Consider the following 24143-nt stretch of genomic DNA (forward strand, 5'->3'; position numbering starts at 1 on the left):
TCGCGCGTTTCCATTGCCCTGAGCAGAGCCAGCTCAGGGGCGAGCGGATCTGCCTGAGTGTACGAACTAGTACGTTTGTGTCAAGCCGCGTTGACATGTACGAAATGGTTCGTTTATGTTCGGTCGATCAAACAAGCGACGATTTCAGGGGGGCGTGCGAATGGAACATTTGCACGAAGCGCATGCGCACGCCCGCGAGCTATGCAACACGCGTCACGGAGATGCCCATGAAGCTCAGACTCGGCTTGTCTCTCGTTGTCTTATCGCTCTGTCCCCTCGCCGCTCCTGCGGGCGACGATCATCGCCACCGGCCGCGCGCGGCCGATCTCAACGACTGTTGCACCGCTGGCGACGAGGATTTCCCCAAGGTCGGCGGCAACCTGGGCAATCAGAACTACAGTCGCTTGAAACAAATCAATCGGGCCAAGCTGCGCAAGCTCGGCGCGGTGTGGCTGAACAAGATCGAAGGCGGCCTGACGACCGGCAACAACCAGAGCACGCCGGTCGTCGTCGACGGTGTGATCTATCTGGAATCGGCGCTCGGTAACGTGATTGCCGTCGACGGGCGCACCGGACAAACAAAATGGAAATATCTGCAGACCCGCGGCAACCTCACGCGTCGCGGCGTCGCCGTCGGCCAAGGGCTGGTTTACACGCTCTCCGGCGACAACTACGTGGTCGCGCTCAACAAAGACACCGGCGAGGTCGTGTGGGAGCGGCAGCACGAAGGCTGGGGCAATGTCGAGAAGGTTGCGGTTGTTTATTACGGCGGTCGCCTGTTCATCGGCACCAACGACGGCGACCGGAACGCGGCCCTGGCGCTGGACGCGACGAACGGCGACAAGCTCTGGCACTTCTGGGGTTCTCCCGGCCCCGGTGAGTTCGGTAATGACACTTGGGAAGGCGACACATGGCAAGAAGCCGGCGCCGCGCCCTGGATTCATCCCGCCATCGATCCCGAACTGAAGACCGTCTACTTCACGTTCGGCAACATTCGCGCAGGCTCTTCGCAGAACGGCTCCACGCGCGGCGGCGACAACTTGTTCGGCAACTCCATCGTCGCGCTCGACATGGAGACCGGCGCTTACAAGTGGCACTTCCAATCCGTTCATCACGACATCTGGGACATGGACAACGTCATGGCCCCGGTGATCGTCGATACCAAGATCCGTGGCCGCGAGCGCAAGCTCATCGTCTACGGCAGCAAGTCGGGCATGTATTACATCCTCGATCGTCGCGACGGCAGCGCGCCGCTGGGCATCGATGAGATTCCAGTAGCTCAAGAGCCGCGACAGAAAACATCGCCGACGCAACCGTTCCCGCGACAAGGGGCCTGGACGGAAACCTGCGTCGTCGATCAACCGCTGGGCACGGCCGTTCCAGGCAATCCCAATCGCGCGGTACCGAACTATGAGCGCGGTTGTATCTATCCGGCCCATTGGGATGTTCCGATTCTTTCAGTGCCGGGCCACGGTGGCGGCGCGGACTGGAATCATCATTCGTTCAGTCATAGCACGGGCTTGATGTACACCGGTTTCGGCTATGTAGCCGCGGCTCACTCTCTCACTGAATCGAGCAACGGGTTGCGGCCGCCGGGCGAGTATCAAACAGGCGGCATCGTCGCTGTCGATCCGAGTACCAATCGGATCCGTTGGAAGAAACGGATGCCGTACTCGCTGGCGCACGGCAACGGCATTCTCACGACCGCGTCGGATCTGCTGTTCATCGGCCAACCCGATGGCAATCTGCTCGCGCTCGATGCACGCAATGGCGAAGAGTTGTGGCGATTCCAAACCGGCGCCGCCATCAGCGCGAGCCCGATCAGCTATGAGATCGACGGAGAGCAGTACATCGCCATCTATGCCGGCGGCACCGGCATTCCCTACGGCAACTCAGCGCCGCGCGGTGACAATCTGTGGGCGTTCAAACTTGGCGGCAAGCTTGCGGAAGCGCCTATTCCGCCGGCTCCTATCGTTCGTCGGCCGGTGTCCGGTGGTCCTGTCGAAGGCAGTATCGTTGCGAACACCGTCATTCTCGCTCGCACTTATAACGCTACGACCAACACTGTTGGCGCGACCGAGTCGACGGCAGTCAATGGCATGGCGCCGACTCATCTACGCATCGCGCCCGGCACGACGGTGACGTTCACCAATCCGGCCACGAACCTCAACACACACTGCGCCACGCAGTTCTTCGAAGGCTTGTTCAACTTCCGCCTCGCGCCGGGCGAATCGGCGACGTATCGGTTCGATCAGCCGGGGGAATATTTCTTCAACGACTGCTTCAGCCCGCGGCCGACCGGCAAGGTGGAAGTGATCCAGCCGATTCCATAACCAGCAGGGGGGATAGAATCATGACGAACGAACCAGCTTTCGGGCGGGCAGCGTTGCTTGCCTGCGCGACACTTACGCTCTCGTTGAGCGCGGTTGCCGGCGACCGCGGCTATGACGACGACGATCATTACGATCGCAACGATCGCGGTGACAAGAACAGCAGCTACGATCCGGCGTACAACGTCTGTCGGGGCGTCGATCCTCGTTGCTATCACGACTGGGCCGCGGGCGAGCGCGAAGGTAACCGCGTGCTCATCTACTCGCGGACCGCCGGTCCTCGCCATGCGAATCTCGGCCCTCGCCTCGCCGCCGGATTGAATCCTGCATTGGGCGCGGGCAACGTGATGCAGAACGCGTTGAAGAGTTGGCTGGAACAGGAAGGCATCGAGGTCGACTGGACCGAGGATGTGACGCGTCTTTCCAATCTGCATCGCTACAAGGCCGTGATCTTCGCCAGCACCACTCGCGATACGTTGCAGGCTCACGGCCGCGCGATCGATCCGACACTCGCGGTCAACACCTCGACCAGCGCACACCTGGATGCGGCGAAGACCGCCCTTCGACAATACATTCGCGCTGGCGGCGGCTTTGTCGGCATCCACAATGCGTTCGGCACGGAATACAACTGGCCCTGGTACGAGGGGCTGCTCGGCAACGCGAACTACTACGACCACGGCGCGAATCAAGACGGCATGGTGAAGATCGTCTCGCGCGGCGACTCATCGACCGCTGGCTTGCCGAAGACCTGGCCGTTCCGGGATGAGTGGTACAACCTCGAGCCGTTTCCGACTCGCGTGAAATTCCTCGCCACGGTGGACGAGAGCACGCTGGCCACCCGGCGCACGGTGCATCCGGGCCATGGCGACTTTCATCCCGTGACGTGGTGCCAGTATTACGACGGCGGTCGCTCCTGGGTTACAACGCTCGGCCACGATGGCGCGGCCTTCACCGATGGCTCGGGATTCCCCGGGCAGCCGCAGTTCAAACAAATGGTCGTGAATGGCATCAAGTCAGCGATGGGACTGACGCCGTTCTGCACGGGCGGGCGCTGATATCGATGCACCTCGGACGCCCGATGCCCGGCAGGCGCGTGACAATGCGAGCAAACATCAGGCGTCGTCGATTCAACCGGTGGGGCACGCCGTCGCGTGCCCTGCTGGCGGCGATAACAATCGGTGGCGGATTTAGCTTGCCCCGCGCGCTGGCGGCTATGGCCATCGGTATCGGATCTAGCTTGCCCGGCGCGCTAGCGGCTATGGCCATCGGTATCGGATCTAGCTTGCCCGGCGCGCTAGCGGCTATAGCCATCGGTGTCGGATTTAGCTTGCCCGGCGCGGCGGATGAGCCGTCGCGCGCTTCTTTCACCGCACCGGCCGGATTGATCGTGCACGTGGGTAATGGGGATTCGAATCCCCGTGGGGACGCCACTCTCAACCACCGTCTGTTCTTCGGCGCCTCTCACCCCGACACCGGCTTCGAACTCTGGACCTCCGACGGCACCGACGCCGGCACGCGCCCCGTCAAAGACATTCGCGCCGGCTTCCGCGGCTCCTACCCTGCCTCTCTCACTTCATTTCGCAATCGCGTGTTCTTCGCGGCGGACGATGGCGTGCACGGCCTGGAATTGTGGGCAAGCGACGGAACCGCTGACGGCACAACGCTCACCAAGGATCTCCAGCGAGGCAACGCCGCCTCAACGCCTACCGCACTAACTGTCGCGGGCGAGTATCTCTATTTCGTCGCCGACGACGGCGAACACGGCCACGAGCTCTGGCGTAGCAACGGCACACCCGAAGGAACGTCGCTCGTCGCCGATATCTCCCCAGGCACAACCGGCTCCGTGCCACGACATCTCACCGCCGCCGGCAGCCTTCTCTTCTTCGTTGCCAGCGAGCCCGCCTCAGGAACGGAAGTCTGGGTCACCGACGGCACCTCATCGGGAACGCGTCGAGTGACCGACATCAATCCCGGCGCATTGGATACGAACGTGCAATCGCTGCAGGTCCTCGACGACTTTGTCGTGGTGGTCGCCGCCGATGAAGATCATGGCATCGAGCTTTGGCGAACCGATGCTCACGCGAACACGCGAATGATTAAAGACATTCGCCCCGGCCCGACCGCCTCGCGACCTCGCTATCTGCAGCAACTCAACCACAGCATCTACTTTCAAGCGGACGATGGTAAGCACGGCTTCGAGCTGTGGCGGACCGACGGCACAGAGCGAGGCACGCAGCTCGTGAAAGACATTCGACCCGGCGCCGAAAGCTCGCTCCCGAGTCATCTTGCAACGCTGAACGGCACCCTCTTCTTCGCCGCCATGGATGGGAACCACGGGGTCGAGCTCTGGCAAAGCGACGGCACGGCAAGCGGCACGCGCATGACGGCGGATATCAATCCAGGCGTAGACAGCTCCTCGCCCGGCCAACTTACCGCCATCGGCGACTCGCTCTACTTTGCAGCCGGCACACCGGCCCACGGGTGGGAACTCTGGCGAGTCAAAGGCGGGACTCAGCCTGCATTAGTGAAGGACGTCCGCGCCGGCAAGGACAGTTCCTATCCCAATCAATTCGTCGCACTCGGCAACAAGATCGCATTCGTCGGCGACGACGATCGAGGCCAGGCGCGACTATGGATACTCGACCGCGGCATCACTCGACTGCTCGGCGAACAATCGATCACGCCGAGTGCAGAAACCTCGCTACCCCGTTCAGGAACATCTGGACGCTGATCATCACCAGCACCATGCCCATCAGGCGCTCCATCGCAATCAAGCCCCGCTCGCCCAACGCTCGATAAAAGAACGGCGCGGCGACCAGGATGACCGCGGTCGCGGCCCAGGCAATGGTCGTCGCCAGCCACAGTTGAAACGTGCTCTGAAAGCTTGCCCGAAGCAGCAGCAAGGTCGCGAGCGTCGACGGTCCGGCGATCAGCGGAATGGCCAGCGGCACGACCAGCGGCTCACTGTCGGCCGCCTCTTCATGCCCGCCGGGCGCGGGGAAAATCATGCGCAAGGCGATCAGGAACAGCACGATACCGCCGGCAATGCTGATCGTCTCCTGCTTGATCTGCAGCAGATCCAGCGCGTGTTCGCCGACCAGCATGAAAAAGATCAGCACCACGTACGCGATCAACACCTCGCGCACCAGTACTTTCCGCCGCCGCTCCGGCGGCACCCGCTTGAGCACCGCCAGGAACACGGGCACGTTGCCCAGCGGATCCATGATCAACCAAAGCGTGATGACAGCGGAGAGAATGTCCATCCGCACAGAATCGCACAAATGGCAGGATCAGGACTACGAGGCGCGGGCTCTCCGCACGGGAAACATCGCCCTTACCTGCGGATCCCGCAGCCACAGCCCACCCCACATCAACAAACCGAGGTAGATGCTGAAAAGCTGGTGGCTGAAGAGCGGGCTGCCCGCCCGGATCTGGGTGGCCATGGCGCCGCCGAACAGGCCCATGACAAGGATGGCGCCGAAGAGGTTGGTGCGGGGATAGAGGTAGAGCGCCAGGCACAGCAGTTCGAGAATGCCGATGCTGAAGGCGTAGCCGCTTGGCCAGCCCAGCTGTTGCAGAGTCTGCTCGGCGACGGGCATGCCCAATAATTTTGGCGCAACCGATGCGCCCAGGATAAAGAGTGCGAAAAGGCCGGTGAGTACCCGGCCAGTCCAGATTGTCGGTGTCGCTTTCATGGTCCCTCCCGTTGGATTCGACCCTAGGACGGGCGCCGTGGGCGCTTTCCGACAATCGCGGCCAGGAAAATTATGCGAAGCGGCGGAACAGGCGAACGAGGGAATTGGCCTTGGGCTGCGCCTTGGCCACCGGCTTGAACGCCTGCATGCGAATCGTCTGCTCACGCCACTCGAAGTACGACGGGCTGGAGGACTTATCGTCTTCGTCGATCAAAGTCAGCCGATCGATTCGCGAGCGGGCACGAAGCTGGTTCTGCATGGGCGCATCCGGGCACAGGTTGATTGAGCATCAACTTAGGTCAGTCCGCGCTCCGTCTGAATAGGGCGCCCGCTGAACGAAGTCTGCGGCGGCCACGCCGGGAAGAAATTGCAGTCCCGCAGCCTTGCACTGGAAGCCAGCGAAAGCGCTCTACTCCCCAACGCGCACATAGCGGCCCGGGCGCGCCCCGGTATGTTCGCCGTCCTTCAGCACCTGCACGCCATTGACGAAAACGCTATCTGGTGCCGCCGTCACGTCGCCGGAAATCCGCCAGTGTGTGGAAGAAGACGTCGCAGGCGGCGAAAAGTGAAGCCGCCCGACCCGAATCTACACTTATTTATCGATGGAGCCGCGGCGGATCCCCCTTCCCGGCCGCGCCGACCGGATCAGCTGGCCATTCGCGATGACCGGGCTACCGTTCACGATGACATAGCGCATACCGGCCGCGGTTTGCGCCGGTCGCTCAAACGTGGCGCGATCGCTCACAGTCTGCGCATCGAAAACGATGATGTCCGCATCGGCACCCGCCCGTAGCCGGCCTTTATTCTTCATCTCAGCAACACTGCGCTCGAGGATGAGAGCCGGAATCAGGCTAGCCTTCTCGATCGCCTGAGACAGCGTCAATTTCTGGCGTTCGCGCACATACACCCGCAACAGCCGAGTAAACGTCCCGGCACTGCGCGGATGAGCATACGCGTCCGCCGGGATCGGCCACACATCGCCATCGAGCAGCTTGCCGTCACGGGTCCACCAAACTCCGTCGGATGCAATCGCGCCACCCGGATACAAGACCGACTGGTCGAGATAGCCCTGGTCCAGCGGATTGCGCTCCGGACGCAGATAGTTGTAGACGATCAGCGTGTCGGGCCGGTGCGTCTGCAGCTCCAGGAAACTGCGCTCATCCAACGGCTGGCCGTTCAATTCGAAATCTTCGTAGCGCGCTCCACCGAGACGCTCCCGCCACTGCGGCCCTCGATAGAAAGTCGCACCGATGTTCGTCGATGCCGCTGAGTACGGATACGCCTCGACGGAGATCGGCAGCCCACGCTCCTGCGCGCTACGAATCAGCTTCACGGCAGCATCGACGTCCCGCAAGGTGCTGCTGTTCAAGTGACAGATATGCATTTGCGCGCCCGTGGTCGCCGCCACCGCGATGACTTCCTCCAAAGCGGCAAACGAACTTCCCGGTTCGATGACGCTGCCATAGCGGATGTGACTGAACGTCACGACCCCACGATCCGCGGCAAGCGCGTTGATCGCGTGGAACTCCTTGGCGCCGCTCTCCGGTGCATATCCGACGGTAATGCCGATGCCCAGCGCACCTTCGCTCAGCCCCTGCTCCAGCCCCTTCAATATCCGTCTCAGCTGCTCGTCATCGGCCACTGCGCTGTCTTTGAGAATCCGCTCGCGCACGTCGCTCCACGACGCGCTCACACCATAGTTGATGGGCCGCCCCTCTCTCGCAACTCGCTCGTAGTATTCGCCGACATCAGCCACTCCGCTTTCCAATTCCATCGCGGTCGTGACTCCGTCGAACGCTTGCATGCGTGCCGCTGGCAACTGCTGACCATGGGCGTGCAGATCGATGAATCCTGGCGCGACCACCAGTCCCGATGCGTCGATGATGTGAGCGCCTCGGACGGGCCGATCAGTTACATCGACGATGCGTCCGTCTCGCACGACGACGTTCCGGACCGCATCGAGTCCTGACTCCGGATCGATGACTCGGCCGCCCCGGATGACCAGATCCGCGGGGCGATCATCGCTGCTCGCAGGTCCCGCGCCTGCCAACCCGAAGGCAATGGTCACCAGCGCCCGGATCATCGAGCAGCCACGTGACCGTACGCATGACGGCCGGCTCCAAACCATCATTGCTTTGAGCCTCCGCGCTTCTTGCCATCCAGCCAACGCTCGTAGAGCGCGGGGCCTTCGAACGGCGGAAACCGAATCGGCTGATAGGCCACCTTGCGGGGCATCGTCGAGAACAACTTCTGCGGCGATGTCGCAGCGAAGTCGGCATCGATGAATGAATACACCTGGTCCATGAGCTGCGGCAGTTGACGTTCGGCGACGTCCACCTCGTCACAATGGGTCGCGCCCTCGATCTCGATCAGATGTCCCTGCGGAATCTGTCCGGCCAGATGTCGGGCATTCTCGATGGGGGTCGACCAATCCAGATCGCCCTGGAGCATGAGCACCGGCACCTGGATCGGCCCGTCGGCCCGAAACGCATCGCCGACAACGCGCGTCGGAGTCAGATCGCGCGTGTTGTGATAGAAGCTGTTGATGTCACCGGTCCAGCGAGCTTCCGGCTCCGCGAGCAATCGGGCATCGCGGGCAGCGGTGATGCCGAGACTGTTGTCTATCAACGGCAGGATCAACGCCTCGCCGTCGCCGCGTCGACTGCGGGCTTGCCAGACTTTCGCTGCGAGATAGCGATAGTCGCCCGAATGAATCTCCAGAATGAAGCGCGGCCAGTAGCCAATCTCTTCGTCGCGCGTCTCGCCATACACGCTCTGATCGGCGAGCACTTGCCGAAGCTCCATCGCTCCCAAGGCCACACGCACCGGCTCGCCCTTCTCCGGATCTTCGATGGTGACCTGCACCGGATGTTGCTCCAACTTATCGATCGACGCTTTGAGCGCGGCCAGCAAGCCACCCGCGGGCATATGCGATCGCAGCCCCGGATCGGACTCGGCCCGTTGCGCCAGCCGGGCGAACGAACTCCACAGCCATTGCGGGCTGTCATAGCCATAGTCCAGCGGCTCTACGCCGCTGAGGAGGACACGATCGACATTGCCGGGCCAGCGTTTGAGATACGCGAGGCTCCATTGCGAACCGAAGCTGCAGCCGCGTAGCACGATCTTGTCGTAGCCCAACGCAGCTCTCAGCTCGTGCACGTCATCCACTACGTTGAGAATGTCATAGCCCCGCAAGTCCATGCCGCGAGCGGTCCATTCCGTGATCGCTTGCTTGACCGCTTGCCGTTGGCGTTCGCGCTCACGCGCCGGCGAATCCGGCACATCCCAGCCAACGCTGGGTGTGTTGACGCGAAGATTCGCAACCAGTCCCCGCGACTTGGGATTGCCGCGCTGGCTGACATATACGACGTCTCGCGTACGCCGCAGCCTTTCAAACAAATACAGCGCCGGCCGCCAGGACAAGTTGAACTCCGCGCCTGGACCGCCGGGCAATACAAACACCGGCGGACGATTGCGCTCGGCCGACTTCCTGGCCGCCGGGAATCGTATGAAATGAACAGCGATGACGCGGCTGTGCGCGTCGGCCCGATTCTCCGGAACGAAAAACAGCCCCCGCTCGACCGGCACGCTCAAGTCCTCCGCCGACAGCGTGTCGGGCACACTTATATATGTGCCGGCAGGCGTGCCCGCTGGCGCCGTGCTGTCAGCCAGGGCGGGAAACGAGCCCAGCCACAACAGCAAACAAACTCGGGACAATAAGATCGATGACTTCATGATCGATTCACCCTGGTGACAGGTATTTGGCAATCTCGGCGCGATGAGAGTCGGGAATACGCGTGGCGCAGCGGCGCCGATTGTCGAACTGCACCAGCACCGCTTCGAAGGTCGTCGCCCGTTCCCAGGGCTCCGCGACTTGCAACTCGTGCAGCAGCGTCATCGACTTCTCACCCAATCGCGTTACTCGCGTGACTACGCGGATCGGTGTATCGACCGGCACTTCACGCTCGTATTCAATGGTGTTCTTCCGGTCGACCCAGCCGATCTCCGCATCCGGCCGCCAGCGGTAGCCGAGGCGACTCAACATGGCCCAAGTTGCTGAGTCGAAGAGCGCCGCGGAGCGCGCTGTGTTCAGATGCCCCATGACGTCGCAGTCGACTCCGTGCACGATGCCGGTATAGGTCACCACGCTCATCGTGATCGCTTCCCGAGTTGCAACATCTCGCGAGCTTCATCGGGCGTGGCCACCGTGTGACCGAGGTCTTCTACGATGCGCTTCGCTCGTGCTACGAGTTGGCCGTTGGTAGCGAACACTCCTCGACTCAGATACAGGTTGTCCTCCAGCCCGACGCGCACGTGACCGCCGAGCAGCACCGATTGGGCAACCATCGGCATCTGCATGCGTGCGATACCAAACGCCGACCACATCGCACCCGCCGGCAATAGGCGCTTGAGATACAAAATCGTCTCGACATCCGCCGGCAAGCCCCAGCGGGTTCCAAGCACCATCTGGAAAAACGGCGGCGGCGCGATCAAACCTTCCTCGATCATTTGGTTCGCGAACAGCACATCGCCCGGCGCGAACACCTCCAGCTCCGGCTTGACGCCCAAGTCACGGAACGTCTTTGCCATCGCGCGCAGCGTGCGCTGGCTGTGCATATAGATGTACTCGAGCTCGCCATCCATCTGGTTCTGAGTCGTGACATCGAGCGAACACACCTCGGGCCGGTTCTCACGAATGTGACGTGTGCGATTCTGCACATCGCCGACATCGGTGCCGGGCGCTGCGATGGCGTCGTTCTCGGGCGACGGCAGATACAATGCACCGCCGCCGCAGGTTAGGTTGAGGACCACACGCAACCCACGTGAGCGAACATTCTGCGTCAGCTCAGCAAATAACTTCGGATCGCGGCTGCCGGCGCCTGTCTCCGGATTGCGCACGTGCAGATGCACGGCGCTCGCGCCCGCCTCCTGAGCCTCGAAAGCAGCGTCCGCGATCTGCGTCGGCGTGATGGGGAAATTCGGATGGGCGCGGTTGTACTGGTTCTCGCCGGTAACGGCACAAGTAAGAATGACTTTGCGACTCATAGCTCTCATACCTCTCAACAATTCAGTTTCATCTCGATGGCGCCGCGCTCGAGACCGTCGCTCGCCGGCGGGGTATCGCCAGCCAGCCCAGCGCTGCCCAGCAAACGATGAGTACCCACTCCACCGGTACTCCTCGCCTCTGGATCAGCGGCGCGATCAGCGCGATGCAGGACATCGCCGAAGCGCCGGCGATGCCAATGACTAACGTCACGCGCCCGCCAGGCACGCTGAACTTCTGCACCTTGTGGGGCTCGAGGCGGCGCAATTTCCAGAGCGCGACACAGGCCAGAACGAAGGTGAAGGCCAGACAGATGGACGCCATGTTGACGAGTGGCAACACCGCGCCTCGACCAAGAAACAATCCGACGAGGGTGCACAGTCCGACGAACAGAACCGCGGTCGCTGGCGTTGCGTATCGAGGATGGATACGTGCGAACCGCGCAGGCAACAGCGATTGCCTGGCCTGCGCCATGAGGATTCTCGCCGCCATGAATGCAATGGCGTTCCAGGTCTTCAGCAGCGAGAACGCCGCCACCAGCAACAACACAGTGGTTAGCAATCCGCCCGGCACTACATCGGAAACTGCCGCCGCACTTGCCAACGGTGCACCGGCCAGTGCTTGCCACGGCGTGGACAGCGACGCAAAGATCACCACCACGCAATAGAACGATGCACCCGCAGCCACGCAACCGATCATCACTCGAGCGACGGTGGTCGTGGAGGTTCCCTCGCTGCGCTCTTCGATGGCTTGCGGAATCGCTTGAAAGCCGTTGAGAAAGAATGCGGTGTTCACAAAGATCCACAGCGAACCGAGCCACCAGGCCTGGCCGCTGCCGGCCTCGAACAATGGCTGCAGATTCACGGCGCTGCCCGAGGTCGCGCCTGCTACCAACACCACCAGCGCTACGATCACAAATCCATACGTGATCGCGCTTTGAAAGATCACCGCGAGGCGCACATCGCGGTAGTTGAGAAACGTCACCAGCATCACACCGGCGAGACCGATCAAGGCGGCATCGAGCGTCACCGACTCACCGAGGAACTCGTACAACACCGCTTGTCGCAACCCAGGCCAGAGGGTCTGCAGCAGCCAGGGCAGGACGATGGCCTCGAATGCCGTGATCGCAATGAGATACAACGTGACAAACCAGCCGACGAAGAAGCCGACCTTCGGGCCGAACAAGCGATAGGCGAACACGAATTCGCCGCCGGCCTCCGGCATGCGAGCGCACAGCTCCGCATACACGGCCGCAATCAGACACATGAAGATCCCGCCGGCGAGAAAACCGATCACCGTGCCGCCCGGCCCCGCCTCCTGCAGCCACTCACCCAGCACCACCACCCAGGCGGAACCGACGATGGTTCCGAACCCGAGCGCGAAGTATTGAAAGCGGCCGATAGTCCGGCGGAGCGTGGGCTGCATGTTCAGCTCTCCCATTCCGCGCCGGCGTCCACCGCGATCACCTGACCCGTCACATGCGCTGCCGCCGGCGAGCTCAAATACACCGCCATGTCGGCAACCGACTGCATCGGCACCAGAGTCCGCAATGACACGAACTGCAGCTCGTTACGTAACACTTCATCCACGGGCTTGCCGGAGTCATTGGCGACTCGCTGTAACACACGATGCATGCGCGGGTTGTCCATCATTCCCGGCCGGAGGACATTGCACCTCACGCCGAACGGACCGGCTTCGCGGGCCACGCTGAGCGTCAAGGTCTCAATCGCGCCCTTGCTCACGTTGTAAGGCGAGCGGTTCACCGGCCTCGTCGCAACCGACGACGTGGACACATTGATGATGCTGCCGCTGCCGGCGCGCTTCATGCCGGGCAGCACGCGCCGCATGCAGCGGATCGCACCGAACAGATTGACTTCGATGATCTGTCGCCACTCGTCGTCGGAAACATCTTCGACGGGCGCACGCGCCCCTGCGATACCGACGTTGTTGATCAGCACATCCACGTGCGGCATCCACGCGGCAACTTCGTCGAACAGCGCCTCGACTGCGGCGACATCGCCTACGTTACAGACGCTACCGCGCAACTTGTCGGTCCTTGCGGTGTCGCGCACTGGCAAGTCGAGCTCGACATCGCAGATATGGACGCGATCGCCCTGCGCCAGGAATCGTTCACGCATCACTCGACCGAGACCCGAACCGGCACCGGTAATCACAACATTGCGAACCATACGATCGAGCTCTCGCTATTTGATGACAGGTAACAACAGGTAGGTGCCAGATCCGTGATGCACGGTGACGCCGGCGATGCGCCCACGCGTCTCATCGAAGTTGCGCCCACCGGTGTTCAGATTCCGGTCCCAGCGCGGGAAACTGCTGCTGGTCACGTGCACTCGAATACGATGTCCTGGTAGAAACACGTTGTGAGTGGATTCCATATCCACCGACACGTCGTAGGCCTCCCCGGCTCGCAGGAATTTTTCCTGAGTGAGACCGTCGCGATAGCGAAGCCGCAGAATGCCTTCGGTGATGTTGTACGACGTGCCTTCGGGATACACATCGGTGAGTCGAACGACCAGATCCGTATCAGGCACGTCGGCGGATACACGGATGAAAGCTCGCACCGGGCCGGCGACTTCCAGCGGCGATTTCAGTGCTTCCGAGCTGAAAACCAGAACATCGCTGCGCGACTCGACCGCGCGCTGATCGACTGCACCGCTTTTCACATCGGGACCGGCACAGCAAATGCTGCCGCCGAGCGTGGGCACCGGGGTCGTCGGATCGTAGATGTAACTATCTGCGCCATCCCCCTTGCCGCCCGTAACGCTCAGGCGTCCACTGCCAAAACGTGAACGCGCGTCACCATCGCTCGCCAGGTACCATTTTTCGCTCTTCGCCTGCACTGGCGGCCAGCTGGGATAGTTGCGCCACTGATTGATGCCGAGCGCGTAGGACAGCACGTGAGGCAGACGTCGCGTGATGTCATTCCGCTCATCTCTCAACCAATGGTTGAACCACGCCACGTAGATCGGCATGGGATCGAGCGTCGGATTGCCCACCGGCCGCTCGCCGACCACCGCCGCGTCGGGATAGTCGAACACGCAATGAGTGCCGGGATACATGATGAGAAACTGATTGTCGGCGGCCCGCCTGGACTCCGCGTTGTCGCGAAACAGTCGGAACAGCGCCAGCGTCGAGTTGGGTGTGAGGTCGTACCAACCGTTCATATGCAGCGTCGGCACATCGAAACGATCCGCCTCCGTGACCGTGCCCTGCTGTTGCCAGTAGTCATCCGCCGGCGGCTTGCTCACCCACTGGCGCCATTCATTCGGCGGCGCTTCGATGGAATCGAGTAGATCCACGACCGGCAAGCGCTCGAACATCGCCAGTCGCAAGTCGTCGGCCGGAACGGAAGGCGCCACCGAGTACCGGCGTGCGAACCGCTTGGAAAACCACTCCGCGCGATCGATACCGGCGGGCGGGCCATAGAACACCGAGCTGCCGTTGCGATACATCCACGAGGCGCCGGAAGACAATTCCGTCGCGCCATAGCGCTGGAATCCGAAGTTGCGAACACCGTCGCCGCCGTAGCTGGAACCCGCTTGCGCGATTGCCGCTCGATGATTGGGATGACGCTCCCGGGCCAGCATGTGCTGCGTCTCGCCGAGATACGAGCAACCGAACGTTCCCACCTTGCCGGTGGACCAGGGCTGATGCGCGATCCAATCGACGGTGTCGTAGCCGTCCTGGCCGTCGATGCGCGAATAAGGAAAGAATCGGCCTTCCGATTCGAAACGTCCGCGATGATCCTGCACCACCACTGTGAACCCGTAGCGCGCGAATGCAATGGCCCGCGCTTCCTCACGGTCTTTGTTATATGGCGTGCGAATCAGAATCGTCGGCAAGGGACCGCTGGCGGAGCGCGGTGAATAGATATCCGTGGACAGTCGGACGCCGTCGCGCATCGGGACGAACGTACTGCGCCGTCGGTCGACTTCTCCAGTCGACGGCGCCGACACGGTAACGACCGGCGCTTGATTGGACGCAATCGCAGGCGACGCGGCGCTGACAACCACCGATGCCAGGAGCATCGCGGCCCAATGTCGAAAACCGTCTGCCATGCGTGCGCTCACCATCCCCCACTCGTCGGCATTCGTTTGCCGCTCTTGTCGAGAGCCATGATTCGTGGTCTCTTCACCCGCAGCCAATGCTTTTTTCTTGGTCGGTCGATATGAAAATGGAATCGAGCAGTAAAGACCCGGCCTCGCGCCATGTCAGTGTCCGGCAGCTGCGTTACTTCGTCACAGTGGTCGAACATCGCAGCTTCCGGCGCGCCGCGGAGAAACTTTGTATTTCGCAACCGCCGATCACCAAGCAGCTGCAGGGACTGGAGAGCACTCTCGGCGTCGATCTGTTGCAGCGGCAGGGACACAAGTTTTCTCTCACGGAAGCCGGCGAGGCTTTCTATGCCGAAGCGCGCATGCTGCTCGCCGGCCTGGATCGGGTTTGCAGCACCATCCAGGCATTTCATGGCGCCCAGACGCGCACGCTCGCACTCGGCATGGCGGATGATTTCGTCTATGGGCCGCATCTGGACCGTTTGCTCCAGCAGGCGCAAAAGTTGGGCATCGGACTGGAAACGACGGTCACGCTGTCACCCTCGCTCGAACTGCAAGTAGCGCACGGGCTGGTCGATGCAGCGCTGGTGAACCTGCCGTTGAGCACAGACAGCGCGGAGCTGGTCGTTCAACCCATCAAATCTTCGCGTCTGGGCCTGGTCGTTCCCAAACATCATCCTCTGGCCGGCTCCAAGCAGGCGCAGCTGTCGATGCTCGAAGGCCTGCCGCTGGTGCTGCCGCCGGATGCGCCGAAGAACGCATTTGCTCGCCAGTGCGAACAGCTGCTGATGCGCGGTGGAATCCAGCCGCTGGTCGCCGCACGCACCACGAGCACCGCGCTAATGGAGGTGCTCGTGGAACGAGGCATCGGTATCGGCATCGCGAGCGAATATTCCTTGCGCCCCAACAATCCCCGCCTGCGGCTGATTCCACTCACTGCCGAGGGCTCGATGTATCGGCATGCGGTCATTCATCGCTCCGATCGGGCGAGCAAAGATCTCACCCGACTGCTCAGCTGCCTCGAGCCAGAGAAACTTCCGCGCGGCGGCCGACGGCGCTAGCTCGATGCATCCGGGCTGGGTAGAAAGGGCCCACCGAAGACCAGCCAGCCGGGATCGAACGAACGGACCTTCGCCGCGGGACCGACATCGAACGTCACAAAGAAGCGCATCAACTCCACGCCGCTGGTCGCTACGTGCAAGCGAAACGTATCGTTATGCCAATGTTCCAAGCGCCATTCGAAGACTCCCGGCAAGCGCAACACCAACTCGCTGCCTTTGACGTCCACGCGAATGTGACCGAACTGCGCGTTCTGGTAAGCGCCTGCGTAGCCGGTCAGCGATAGCGACGGACGAGTTCCCTTGAGTCGCGATTGCTGAACGCGCGTCTCGGCGGCATTTGCTTCTGAGTCTCGTTGCTGCACTCCCTGCAGCAGATCGGCGCTCCAATCATGCCGATCGACAGCAAGCAGAGCATCCAGGGCGCGCAGCGCAATCGCCCAATTCATCAACCCCTGACCATCGCGGCCGTAGCTATTGGCCATCACCACCACGGCCAAGTCCCGCTCGGGAAGCATGACAATGAGCGACGAGCCGCCCAGCAGCGCACCGCCATGATTGACCAGCGAATAACCGCGATAGCCCTGCACGAACCAGCCCATCGCGTACGACGCCTGTCGATCGCTCGGACTGACCGCATCGATCGCGGCCTTCACCAGAGTGAATGAGCTCGAAGGCGGCTTGCGCACGAAAATCTGTGGCGTGTGCAACTGATCGAGTGTTTGACGTTGCATCAGGACACGCGAATCGGCGGCTCGACCATCGCCGAGATTGAATCGAACCCACTTCAACAGGTCATCGAGGCTGGACACCACCGAACCGGAGCCGGCGCCACCCGCGTGCGAAATCTGCCAGGGCAGCGCCTTGAGCCCTCCCGGTGTCTGCCAATGAGGCATGGCCACGTTGGCGTTGGGCGCATCTTCGATGCTCACCACGCCGGCGCGAGCCTGCCCATACATACTCGGCGCGAGTTCATCCGCATCCCAAAATCCCGCGGTGTCCGCGCTCGGACTGCTTTCGTCCATTCGCAGCGGCGCGAAAATCCTCCGCTGCAGGAACTCGGCCCAGCTCAGCCCGGAGACAGCTTCGACGACTTCACCAGCAATGTCATACATCACGTTGCTGTAAAGGAGCGAGTCGCGGAAGCCCGACTGCGATTGCAGATGCGCCGCCAGTCGCACTACCCCGCGAGTATCCATCGGCACGAGCGCGGGCACGCCGCCCTCCACTCCAGTCCGTCCGCTCACGAGATCGCGAATCGTGATCTGCCGAGTCAACCACGGATCGGCGACCTGGAACGTCGGCAAGTGATCGATCACGGCATCGTCCCACCGTAACTTGCCCTCATCCACGAGGATTGCGATGGCAGCCGCGGTGAACGCTTTGCTCAATGAACCGATTTCGAACAGCGTGTGTGCGTCGACTCGCGGCGCCTTGCCGACTTCCCGCGCGCCATAACCTTTCGACCAGACTGTCTTGCCGCCATGAATCAGCCCCACCGCCACGCCCGGGACACGCCACTCCTGAACCGCTCGTTGTATGTAAGGATCGAGAGACGCGAGCGACGGTTCCGCACGGGCCGTTGCGCCATACACACTTGTGATCAGCACCGCTGCGGCGAGCCACGATGTCTTCATTGCAGCCATCGCCTCCGCTCACTCGAAACCGTGATATTCCGACTTCCGGGAGGACGACGCTGGCGAGGCCGCCGCGTGTCCGGACTCAGCGGCGAACCAGCGGCGATACAGCTCTTCCATGCCCTTGAATTTCAGATCGTCGACATTCGGCTGCGCGTTGTACGGTGCCAGTTCCGCATCGGCGAAGGAGAACGACAGTGCGGTAACGATGGGCCTCATCCGACGGTAACCATCGGCCATGTCGCTGGCGGTAAAAGAAACGGTCTCATTGTCATAGTTCACACCCGGCATGGCCTTCAGCCATCGCATGTTCGCTGGCGCCACCGCGCGCACGGCGATCTGCAACGGGCCTTCGGGCCGCATGACCACTGCCGAGCTCAGTTTCTGTACCGCCAGCTTTGCCTGTTTGCGCATGGCTTCGTGTACCTGATCGACGGGATACAGTTCAGCGTCTGAAGCGCTCTTGGCTTTCTTGGTGGTCACATACTGCAGCCAGGGCATGGTTTTCAGATCGGCCGCGAGTCGATCGTCGCCGGACGCAAAAATCACCGGAATGCCGGCACGCCCGTACAACAATCCCACCAGCTCGGTTTCGGTGATGGAATGACCGTTCACCAGCAACTCCATGCCGATCGTATAAGTGTGCGCCGCGAATCCACCGCTGCCGCTCTTACAATGCATGCCGACCACAGCGACGGCATCGAACTCGTCCTTCTGCGCGAGATCGAGATAGGCGTCAAAGGGCTCCGAGCGCGAGATCAAGCGGGCGCGCTTATCTAGTTTATCCACCAGAATGTCGGGCCCAGGATTGCCACTGCCATGACCATCGGCGACGACCACGGAAGAGGCACCGCCAGCGAACAGACCTGCGATCACCGCATTGACGTCCGCGATCAGCAGTGCCTGCCCGTGGGGATATGCCGGGTGGCCATATAAGAATGTATAGGGATCGTTTTGACCGGACAGACCTTCCATGTCGTGGATCAGCAGAACGCGCGGTCCCGACCGCTCGGCTGCACCAGCCTGCTCAATCGATAAAATTCCGACGAATGCCAGCAGCGCCACCGCCAGCGCTCGCGTACCGAAGGTTCCCCTGACGATTGAAAACAGTTGCATCAATCACTCCTCGACTTGGATGTATTTATAGTCACTCTCGCGCAACAGCCGACGCAGCGGCTCCATCTGCTCTTCATAGTTGCGCCAGCGCCCAACTGAACGCTGATAGATCGGCTGCCGAACCTGCCAGCGGCTCGGCGTGCGCACGGTGCGGCCGGTTTGTTGGAAATCGAGACAGGCGGGATCCCACTCGAGCCCGCAGTAATCGACCAGCGCGCGGGCGTGTGTCTCGGGATCCTTCACCAACTCTTCGTAGCGCAGCTCGAACATCGACACTGGCAGCGTCGTGCGCCAATGCGTCATGAGGCGGTCGTATTGCAGGAAGTACTGGCCGAAATGTTCCAGACTGGTGGTGAAGTCACTGTCCATGTCGAACAGCTCGATCAAACAGGACAACCCCACATCCATCGGGTCGCGGCGACAATGAATGATTCGGGCGTGTGGGAACAACGTGGCGATCATTCCCAGATGCATGAAGTTGACGGGCAGCTTGTCTGTAATGCGCAAAGCATCTCCGGCATTGGCTTCGAGACCGCGCAGATATTCCTCCGCCAGCGCAGCCAGCTTCGACGCTTCGAGCGTCGCAACGTTGGCCGGATAGCCCGGACGCAGCCCCTTGAGGATGCGCGGCATGTCCTGCAATTCACCCGCACCGAACACCGAGCGATGACTGGCCAGGATCTGTTCGGTGAGCGTGGTGCCGGAGCGCGGCATGCCCACGATGAAGACCGGCCGCGCAGAATCACTGCCATGCGCACTCGCCTGCTCGAAGAAGGATCGTGAGAATGCGCCAATGGTTCGATCGATCTGCTCGGCGATACGCCGTATCTCAAACCCTGCCCCGCGCTCCTGGACGATGCGTTTGGCAGCAATGAAATGTTCGAACGCGCGTGGGTACTGTCGTTCTCGATCGTAGTACTTGCCGATGCCGCTGTGTAACCTGATGCGCGCCCGCTCATCGGTGTTGCTGTCGGTCAACAGTTGCTCGGCATCCCGGACAATCTCAGCGCTCGGCTCATAGGAACGGACGGCAATCAGATTTGCCAGCGCACCGGGGTGCCGAGGCTTGATCTCGAGCACACGCTGGTAATGCTCGGCAGCCTCCGCGAAGCGCCCCTTCTGCTCGAGCAGCAAGCCGAGATTGATATGAGCGCGCACAAACCGGGGATCGATCTCCAGCGCACGTTCGTGCATGGCGACGGCACCGTCCGAATCGCGCTCCTCGTTCAACGCGTTCGCAAGGTTGTAGGCGGCAAGTGCCGAGAGCGGATTCAGCTCCAGAGCACGCCGATATAATTCAATCGATCGCAACGGATCGCGGACACGGACGGCGTTGGCAAGATTGTTGATGGAGTCCGCATGCGTAGGATCGACCTGCACGGCCCGCTCGAAACATTCGAGCGCGGCCTCCTTGTCTTTCAGCCCCACCCACACCTGGCCGAGGTGGTTGTGAGCACGCACATCGCCCGGCTCGATCTCGATTGCACGCTGTAGCAAGCGCAGAGCTTCTTGCGGATGACCGGTCTGTTGCGCGATCAATCCCAGATAGTGAAGCGCACGCGAATGATCCGGAAACTCCGTGAGCACGTCCTTGTAGACCGCGTAAGCAAAAGGAATATCGCCTTGCTTGTGTCGCAGGAAGGCAGCTTCGACTTTGTTGTCGGCGGCGGCGCGAGCGGCTGTGATGTTCATGCTAGAGTGCTCCCATGCTGATCGGCGAACCCACCAGCCCGCTGGGCGAATACGACTGCACCGAGCTCACCCGGCGCGTATTGAGCGTCGAGGAAGCGCAGTGGCACCAGGATGCCCGCCGCCAGCAGTCGTACGATGTTCATGCACAGACCCAATCGCTCATTCTGTTGTTCTGTTCGGGCTGGCCGAAGATTTCCATCACACGCGCCAACGGCTGGGATCTGCTCGCCGACGTGGCCGTGCCAGTGATGGACCGAATCATCGCCGACCACTATGCGACCGGAGGCGAGGTACTGCGCGCCATGATGACGCGCTTGCCGCCCGGCGGCCGCATCGCCCGCCACCGCGACTCGCATCCATCGTTCGCCATCGCGCATCGAATCCACGTGCCATTGCAGACGAATCCGCAAGTGGAGTTCATCGTGGGCAACGAAATTGTTCCGCCTCGTGCTCATTTCGCATTCGAACTGAATAACCGGGTCGAACATCAAGTCATCAATCGCGGCGCCGAGCCGCGCATCCACTTCATCTTCGACTACGCGCCTCCTCAAACTCAGTCATGAACCACGCTCCGCGGCTGTTGGCATCGTCGGTGGTTCGTGGCAGTCGACTCGGCCAGAGTCACGGCGGGCTGTTCCTGGTCGATATGCTCGAAGGCACGATCGAGCAAAAGCTCGATTGGAATCGAACGGATATCGACGTGAGCGGACGCGGCGGCGATCGCGGTTTGCGCGGCATCGCCTTTCATCGGGACAACATCATCGTCGCGGCCAACGCCGAGATTCTGTTTCTCGATCGGGACTTCAACTGGACCGAGACGTACACGTGCCGCTTCCTGCGTCATTGCCACGAGATCGCCGTGCATGGCGATCTGCTGTTCATCACTTCCACCGGCTTCGATAGCATCCTGACTTTCGACCTGCGCTCGCGAACGTTCGAGCAAGGGCTGCAGTTGCGCTACGAGAACGGCACTGCCAAGGTGCTCGCTTACGATCCGCAAGCAGCGCAGGGCCCCGCCCCGAGTCAGACACTGCACATCAACAGCGTCACCGCTACAGCCACGGACATCTACGTCAGCGGCTTGCGCATGCAACAGCTGTTGCGCATTCGCGGTGAAGAAGTTGTCGCTGTGGCGACTCTGCCCATGGGAACTCACAACGCTCAGTTGCTGGCAGGCGGACTGATCTACAACGACACCGCCGCCGACCGGGCCTGCTTCCATAGCGGCGGACGAATCGTGACGATGAGCGTGCCGGTCTACCCGCATGAGCTGATACTCAATTCAGAACGCGTCGATGCGGGCGTAGCGCGGCCGGGCTTCGCGCGCGGTCTGTGCGAAGTCGCTCCGGGCAGGGTCGCAATCGGTTCATCGCCCTCGACGCTGTCCATTCACGATCTGAGGAGTGGCACCCGAGTGCTGAGCAAAAATCTGTCCATGGACGTTCGCAATGCCATCCATGGCCTGGCAGCCTGGCCGTACGAAGAGTGATGCGATTCTTCATGGTTCGCCCCTCAAGAAAGGAGACTCGCTGGTATCGCCGAGCACCGGTAAGCGCAGCACGGAGCGAGTCGCCTCGCCCAGGTGAACTGCCAATGCCGGCGCGGGATCGCGCTCCTCGCCCAGCGTGTTGCCTCGATCCGCGCCAGCAATGGTCAGGCGCAATCGGTCGCCCTGCCGGAACACGCGCCCCACTGCGAGCATCGTGAATTCCAGCGCCGCCGGCGTTGCCGACAACGGCGGCGTCGCGGCGATGTCAGCGGACTTCGAGCTGGGAAAGGGCAATCCGAAGTTCCGATACGGCGGCTGACCCAAGGTCCGGTGTGAGGCACGTAACAAGCCGTCGGAGATCAACCTCGACGTCCCGTCCTCCGAAACGACAGTCAGATATGCATGCACATCGGCGTCGGCGGCGTTCTGCGACGACAGCCATAGCTTCACCACGGGAATCCCGGCTACATACAGATCGCGCGCCAGCGGTGGCGACGTGTAAGTGAGCGATCTCATGTCGTTGCTGGTGACGGCGACGTCATAAACATTGCCGCCCCAGCGCGTGCCGAGACTTCCGACCGACGCGTCATACTTGACGGTCCACGGCTGACTCGACGACGCCTTGTCCGGTGACCCGCTCAACGAACCGTCGTACTGGGACAGCACCGTGTTGGAAACATTTGCGGAAAGATACAAGTCCCGGTACTGCGCCTGGCGTGGTGGCCATCCCTCCGCGCTGAACCATTCCGTGTGCCGCGGATCTCGCTGCAGACCGAACTGAACAGCCGGGCGTCGCTCAGCGTCGTTGGGCACCTTGCGCAGCCAATAGTCGAACCATCGCAACGTCTCGCGTGTTACCAGCCGGTCACGCTCGATATCGCGCGGATCGTTCGGCGCCGGGCCGGACTTGCCATGCGGATACGGCCCGTAGATCAGCTTCCTCGGCACGCTCAGATTGGCGTACCAGAGCAGCATGTCGTTGGCATAGATGTCATGCCAGCCGCCCGACAGCAGCGTCGGAATGCCATTGGCATTGACCCGATCCAGCACGGTGTAGAGATTGTTCTGGCCCTTGAGCTGATAGTGATCGATGAACGGCAGCTCGTCCCGGACCACGCCGACGGTCTTGAAGGTGTCCAGATGCTTGAAATATTCGTCGTCGACGCCGGTGCGATGCTCCTCGATCGCGCGCCGTAACAGCACCTGCTTCGGATCCGCGTCGACCGCCGAGATGTTGGTGATCGGCGCGTTGGGATCCGTCGAACGATTGTCGAGCTTGGCGACGTTCTGGACCCAGCCGCCCTGCCAGCCGCTACGAAAGATTCCGCCCATCGCGTAAGCGGAGTTCGGCCCGTCGAAGAAGGCATACACCATCGACAACGCCTTCAACGCGGGAGGTTTCTCCGCCGCCACTCTCGGCTGCACTTCACCGAGATAAGACGAGCCCAGCATGCCCACCGTGCCATCGCTCCAACGTTGCCGAGCGATCCAATCGATGAGATCGAAACCATCCTTGCCCTCGATGTCGTCGCCCTCGGCATGCGAAGGACCGAACGACGCACCCGAGCCCCGCACATCCGCGACGACCAGCGCATAGCCATACGCCAGCAGTAACTCCGACCGAATGGCATTGTCTGAGATCGACATCAAGCCACGCGCATCCGTGGGCGAGTACTTGTCGTTCTTGGTGCCGCCACCAGGCAACGGCCGCGATCGCCCGTAGCGCGTGTATTCCAGCACGACTGGAAAGCGTCCGCGCATCGCTTTGCCATCGCGTGCCGGCAAGTAATAGTCAACCGCCAGCCGCACACCGTCGCGCATCGTCACATAGACGGAGCGCCGGATCGCTTGTCGATAGATAAACGGCTCATCGCGACGATATTCGCCGACACCGGCCGCCACGGTGGACAACCCCGCCACAGGTTGCTCCGGCGCGGCGTACACAGCCGCCGATGCAAACAGCGCCAGGACCATCGACATCGATTGGATGACTCGACTCAAGTGAA

Annotated in this window: 20 protein-coding genes; 6 read left to right on the forward strand and 14 right to left on the reverse strand. The window is 61.7% G+C overall.

The features are described 5' to 3' along the window. Window positions 1-227 precede the first annotated feature (227 nt). The 3 genes from ACFPN2_RS27660 (at window position 228) to ACFPN2_RS27670 (ending at window position 5061) form a co-directional block, all read left to right on the forward strand. Window positions 228-2333 carry an outer membrane protein assembly factor BamB family protein gene (locus ACFPN2_RS27660; protein WP_380602675.1) on the forward strand — a complete coding sequence of 702 codons (2106 nt, stop codon included), beginning with the start codon at window positions 228-230 and terminating at the stop codon, window positions 2331-2333. 20 nt (window positions 2334-2353) lie between these two features. Next, window positions 2354-3385 (forward strand): ThuA domain-containing protein, encoded by a 1032-nt coding sequence (locus tag ACFPN2_RS27665; protein WP_380602677.1) that lies wholly within the window; start codon window positions 2354-2356, stop codon window positions 3383-3385. Between the two features lie 227 nt (window positions 3386-3612). Further along, window positions 3613-5061, forward strand: a complete 1449-nt coding sequence (locus tag ACFPN2_RS27670) for an ELWxxDGT repeat protein (RefSeq protein ID WP_380602679.1) — start codon at window positions 3613-3615, stop codon at window positions 5059-5061. On the opposite strand, the gene ACFPN2_RS27675 is transcribed toward ACFPN2_RS27670, so the two are convergent. The 10 genes from ACFPN2_RS27675 to ACFPN2_RS27720 all read right to left on the reverse strand — a co-directional run bounded on the left by ACFPN2_RS27675 (window position 5009) and on the right by ACFPN2_RS27720 (window position 15148). Beyond that, window positions 5009-5593, reverse strand: coding sequence for a YhgN family NAAT transporter (locus ACFPN2_RS27675; RefSeq protein WP_380602681.1), 585 nt, complete (start codon window positions 5591-5593; stop codon window positions 5009-5011). The genes ACFPN2_RS27670 and ACFPN2_RS27675 overlap by 53 nt on opposite strands. Window positions 5594-5626: 33 nt before the next feature. Further along, window positions 5627-6025 (reverse strand): DoxX family protein, encoded by a 399-nt coding sequence (locus ACFPN2_RS27680; protein ID WP_380602683.1) that lies wholly within the window; start codon window positions 6023-6025, stop codon window positions 5627-5629. 70 nt (window positions 6026-6095) lie between these two features. After that, complete coding sequence (locus tag ACFPN2_RS27685; RefSeq protein ID WP_380602685.1) at window positions 6096-6284, reverse strand: hypothetical protein; 189 nt, start codon at window positions 6282-6284, stop codon at window positions 6096-6098. A 333-nt stretch (window positions 6285-6617) separates the two neighbouring features. Then, entirely contained in the window at window positions 6618-8108 is a 1491-nt protein-coding gene (locus ACFPN2_RS27690) for an amidohydrolase family protein (RefSeq protein WP_380602687.1), read from the reverse strand. A gap of 44 nt (window positions 8109-8152) precedes the next feature. After that, entirely contained in the window at window positions 8153-9760 is a 1608-nt protein-coding gene (locus ACFPN2_RS27695) for an alpha/beta fold hydrolase (RefSeq protein WP_380602689.1), read from the reverse strand. Between the two features lie 7 nt (window positions 9761-9767). Next, window positions 9768-10178, reverse strand: coding sequence for an acyl-CoA thioesterase (locus ACFPN2_RS27700; protein WP_380602691.1), 411 nt, complete (start codon window positions 10176-10178; stop codon window positions 9768-9770). Further along, window positions 10175-11071, reverse strand: a complete 897-nt coding sequence (locus tag ACFPN2_RS27705; RefSeq protein ID WP_380602693.1) for a beta-keto acid cleavage family enzyme — start codon at window positions 11069-11071, stop codon at window positions 10175-10177. The genes ACFPN2_RS27700 and ACFPN2_RS27705 overlap by 4 nt, the downstream gene beginning before the upstream one ends. 28 nt (window positions 11072-11099) lie before the next feature. After that, complete coding sequence (locus tag ACFPN2_RS27710) at window positions 11100-12494, reverse strand: APC family permease (protein ID WP_380602695.1); 1395 nt, start codon at window positions 12492-12494, stop codon at window positions 11100-11102. Window positions 12495-12496: 2 nt separating this feature from the next. Further along, window positions 12497-13258: an SDR family oxidoreductase gene (locus ACFPN2_RS27715; RefSeq protein ID WP_380602697.1), complete on the reverse strand. Its 762-nt coding sequence runs from the start codon at window positions 13256-13258 to the stop codon at window positions 12497-12499. Between the two features lie 15 nt (window positions 13259-13273). After that, the gene (locus tag ACFPN2_RS27720) at window positions 13274-15148 is read right to left on the reverse strand and encodes a CocE/NonD family hydrolase (RefSeq protein WP_380602699.1); all 1875 of its coding nucleotides are present in this window, start codon (window positions 15146-15148) and stop codon (window positions 13274-13276) included. Window positions 15149-15264: 116 nt separating this feature from the next. Between ACFPN2_RS27720 and ACFPN2_RS27725 the strand changes: the two genes are divergently transcribed. Further along, window positions 15265-16206: a LysR family transcriptional regulator gene (locus ACFPN2_RS27725; protein ID WP_380602701.1), complete on the forward strand. Its 942-nt coding sequence runs from the start codon at window positions 15265-15267 to the stop codon at window positions 16204-16206. Here the strand turns inward: ACFPN2_RS27725 and ACFPN2_RS27730 are convergent. From ACFPN2_RS27730 to ACFPN2_RS27740, 3 genes are read right to left on the reverse strand one after another with little or no spacing between them, the layout of a single operon-like run. Next, complete coding sequence (locus tag ACFPN2_RS27730; protein ID WP_380602703.1) at window positions 16203-17840, reverse strand: serine hydrolase; 1638 nt, start codon at window positions 17838-17840, stop codon at window positions 16203-16205. The two genes, ACFPN2_RS27725 and ACFPN2_RS27730, sit on opposite strands and share 4 nt — an antisense overlap. A gap of 18 nt (window positions 17841-17858) precedes the next feature. Next, on the reverse strand, window positions 17859-18956 hold the full coding sequence (locus ACFPN2_RS27735; RefSeq protein WP_380602705.1) for a M55 family metallopeptidase: 1098 nt from the start codon (window positions 18954-18956) through the stop codon (window positions 17859-17861). A gap of 3 nt (window positions 18957-18959) precedes the next feature. After that, window positions 18960-20648 carry a tetratricopeptide repeat-containing sulfotransferase family protein gene (locus ACFPN2_RS27740; RefSeq protein WP_380602707.1) on the reverse strand — a complete coding sequence of 563 codons (1689 nt, stop codon included), beginning with the start codon at window positions 20646-20648 and terminating at the stop codon, window positions 18960-18962. Between the two features lie 14 nt (window positions 20649-20662). Between ACFPN2_RS27740 and ACFPN2_RS27745 the strand changes: the two genes are divergently transcribed. Both ACFPN2_RS27745 and ACFPN2_RS27750 read left to right on the forward strand, forming a co-directional pair. Beyond that, on the forward strand, window positions 20663-21211 hold the full coding sequence (locus ACFPN2_RS27745; RefSeq protein WP_380602708.1) for an aspartyl/asparaginyl beta-hydroxylase domain-containing protein: 549 nt from the start codon (window positions 20663-20665) through the stop codon (window positions 21209-21211). Further along, window positions 21208-22137 carry a hypothetical protein gene (locus ACFPN2_RS27750; RefSeq protein WP_380602710.1) on the forward strand — a complete coding sequence of 310 codons (930 nt, stop codon included), beginning with the start codon at window positions 21208-21210 and terminating at the stop codon, window positions 22135-22137. Before ACFPN2_RS27745 ends, ACFPN2_RS27750 begins: the two co-directional genes overlap by 4 nt. A 9-nt stretch (window positions 22138-22146) precedes the next feature. On the opposite strand, the gene ACFPN2_RS27755 is transcribed toward ACFPN2_RS27750, so the two are convergent. Next, window positions 22147-24138, reverse strand: coding sequence for a CocE/NonD family hydrolase (locus ACFPN2_RS27755; RefSeq protein WP_380602712.1), 1992 nt, complete (start codon window positions 24136-24138; stop codon window positions 22147-22149). Between the last annotated feature and the right edge of the window lie 5 nt (window positions 24139-24143).

Source organism: Steroidobacter flavus (assembly GCF_042651805.1).
In the GTDB taxonomy this organism is placed as follows: domain Bacteria; phylum Pseudomonadota; class Gammaproteobacteria; order Steroidobacterales; family Steroidobacteraceae; genus Steroidobacter; species Steroidobacter flavus.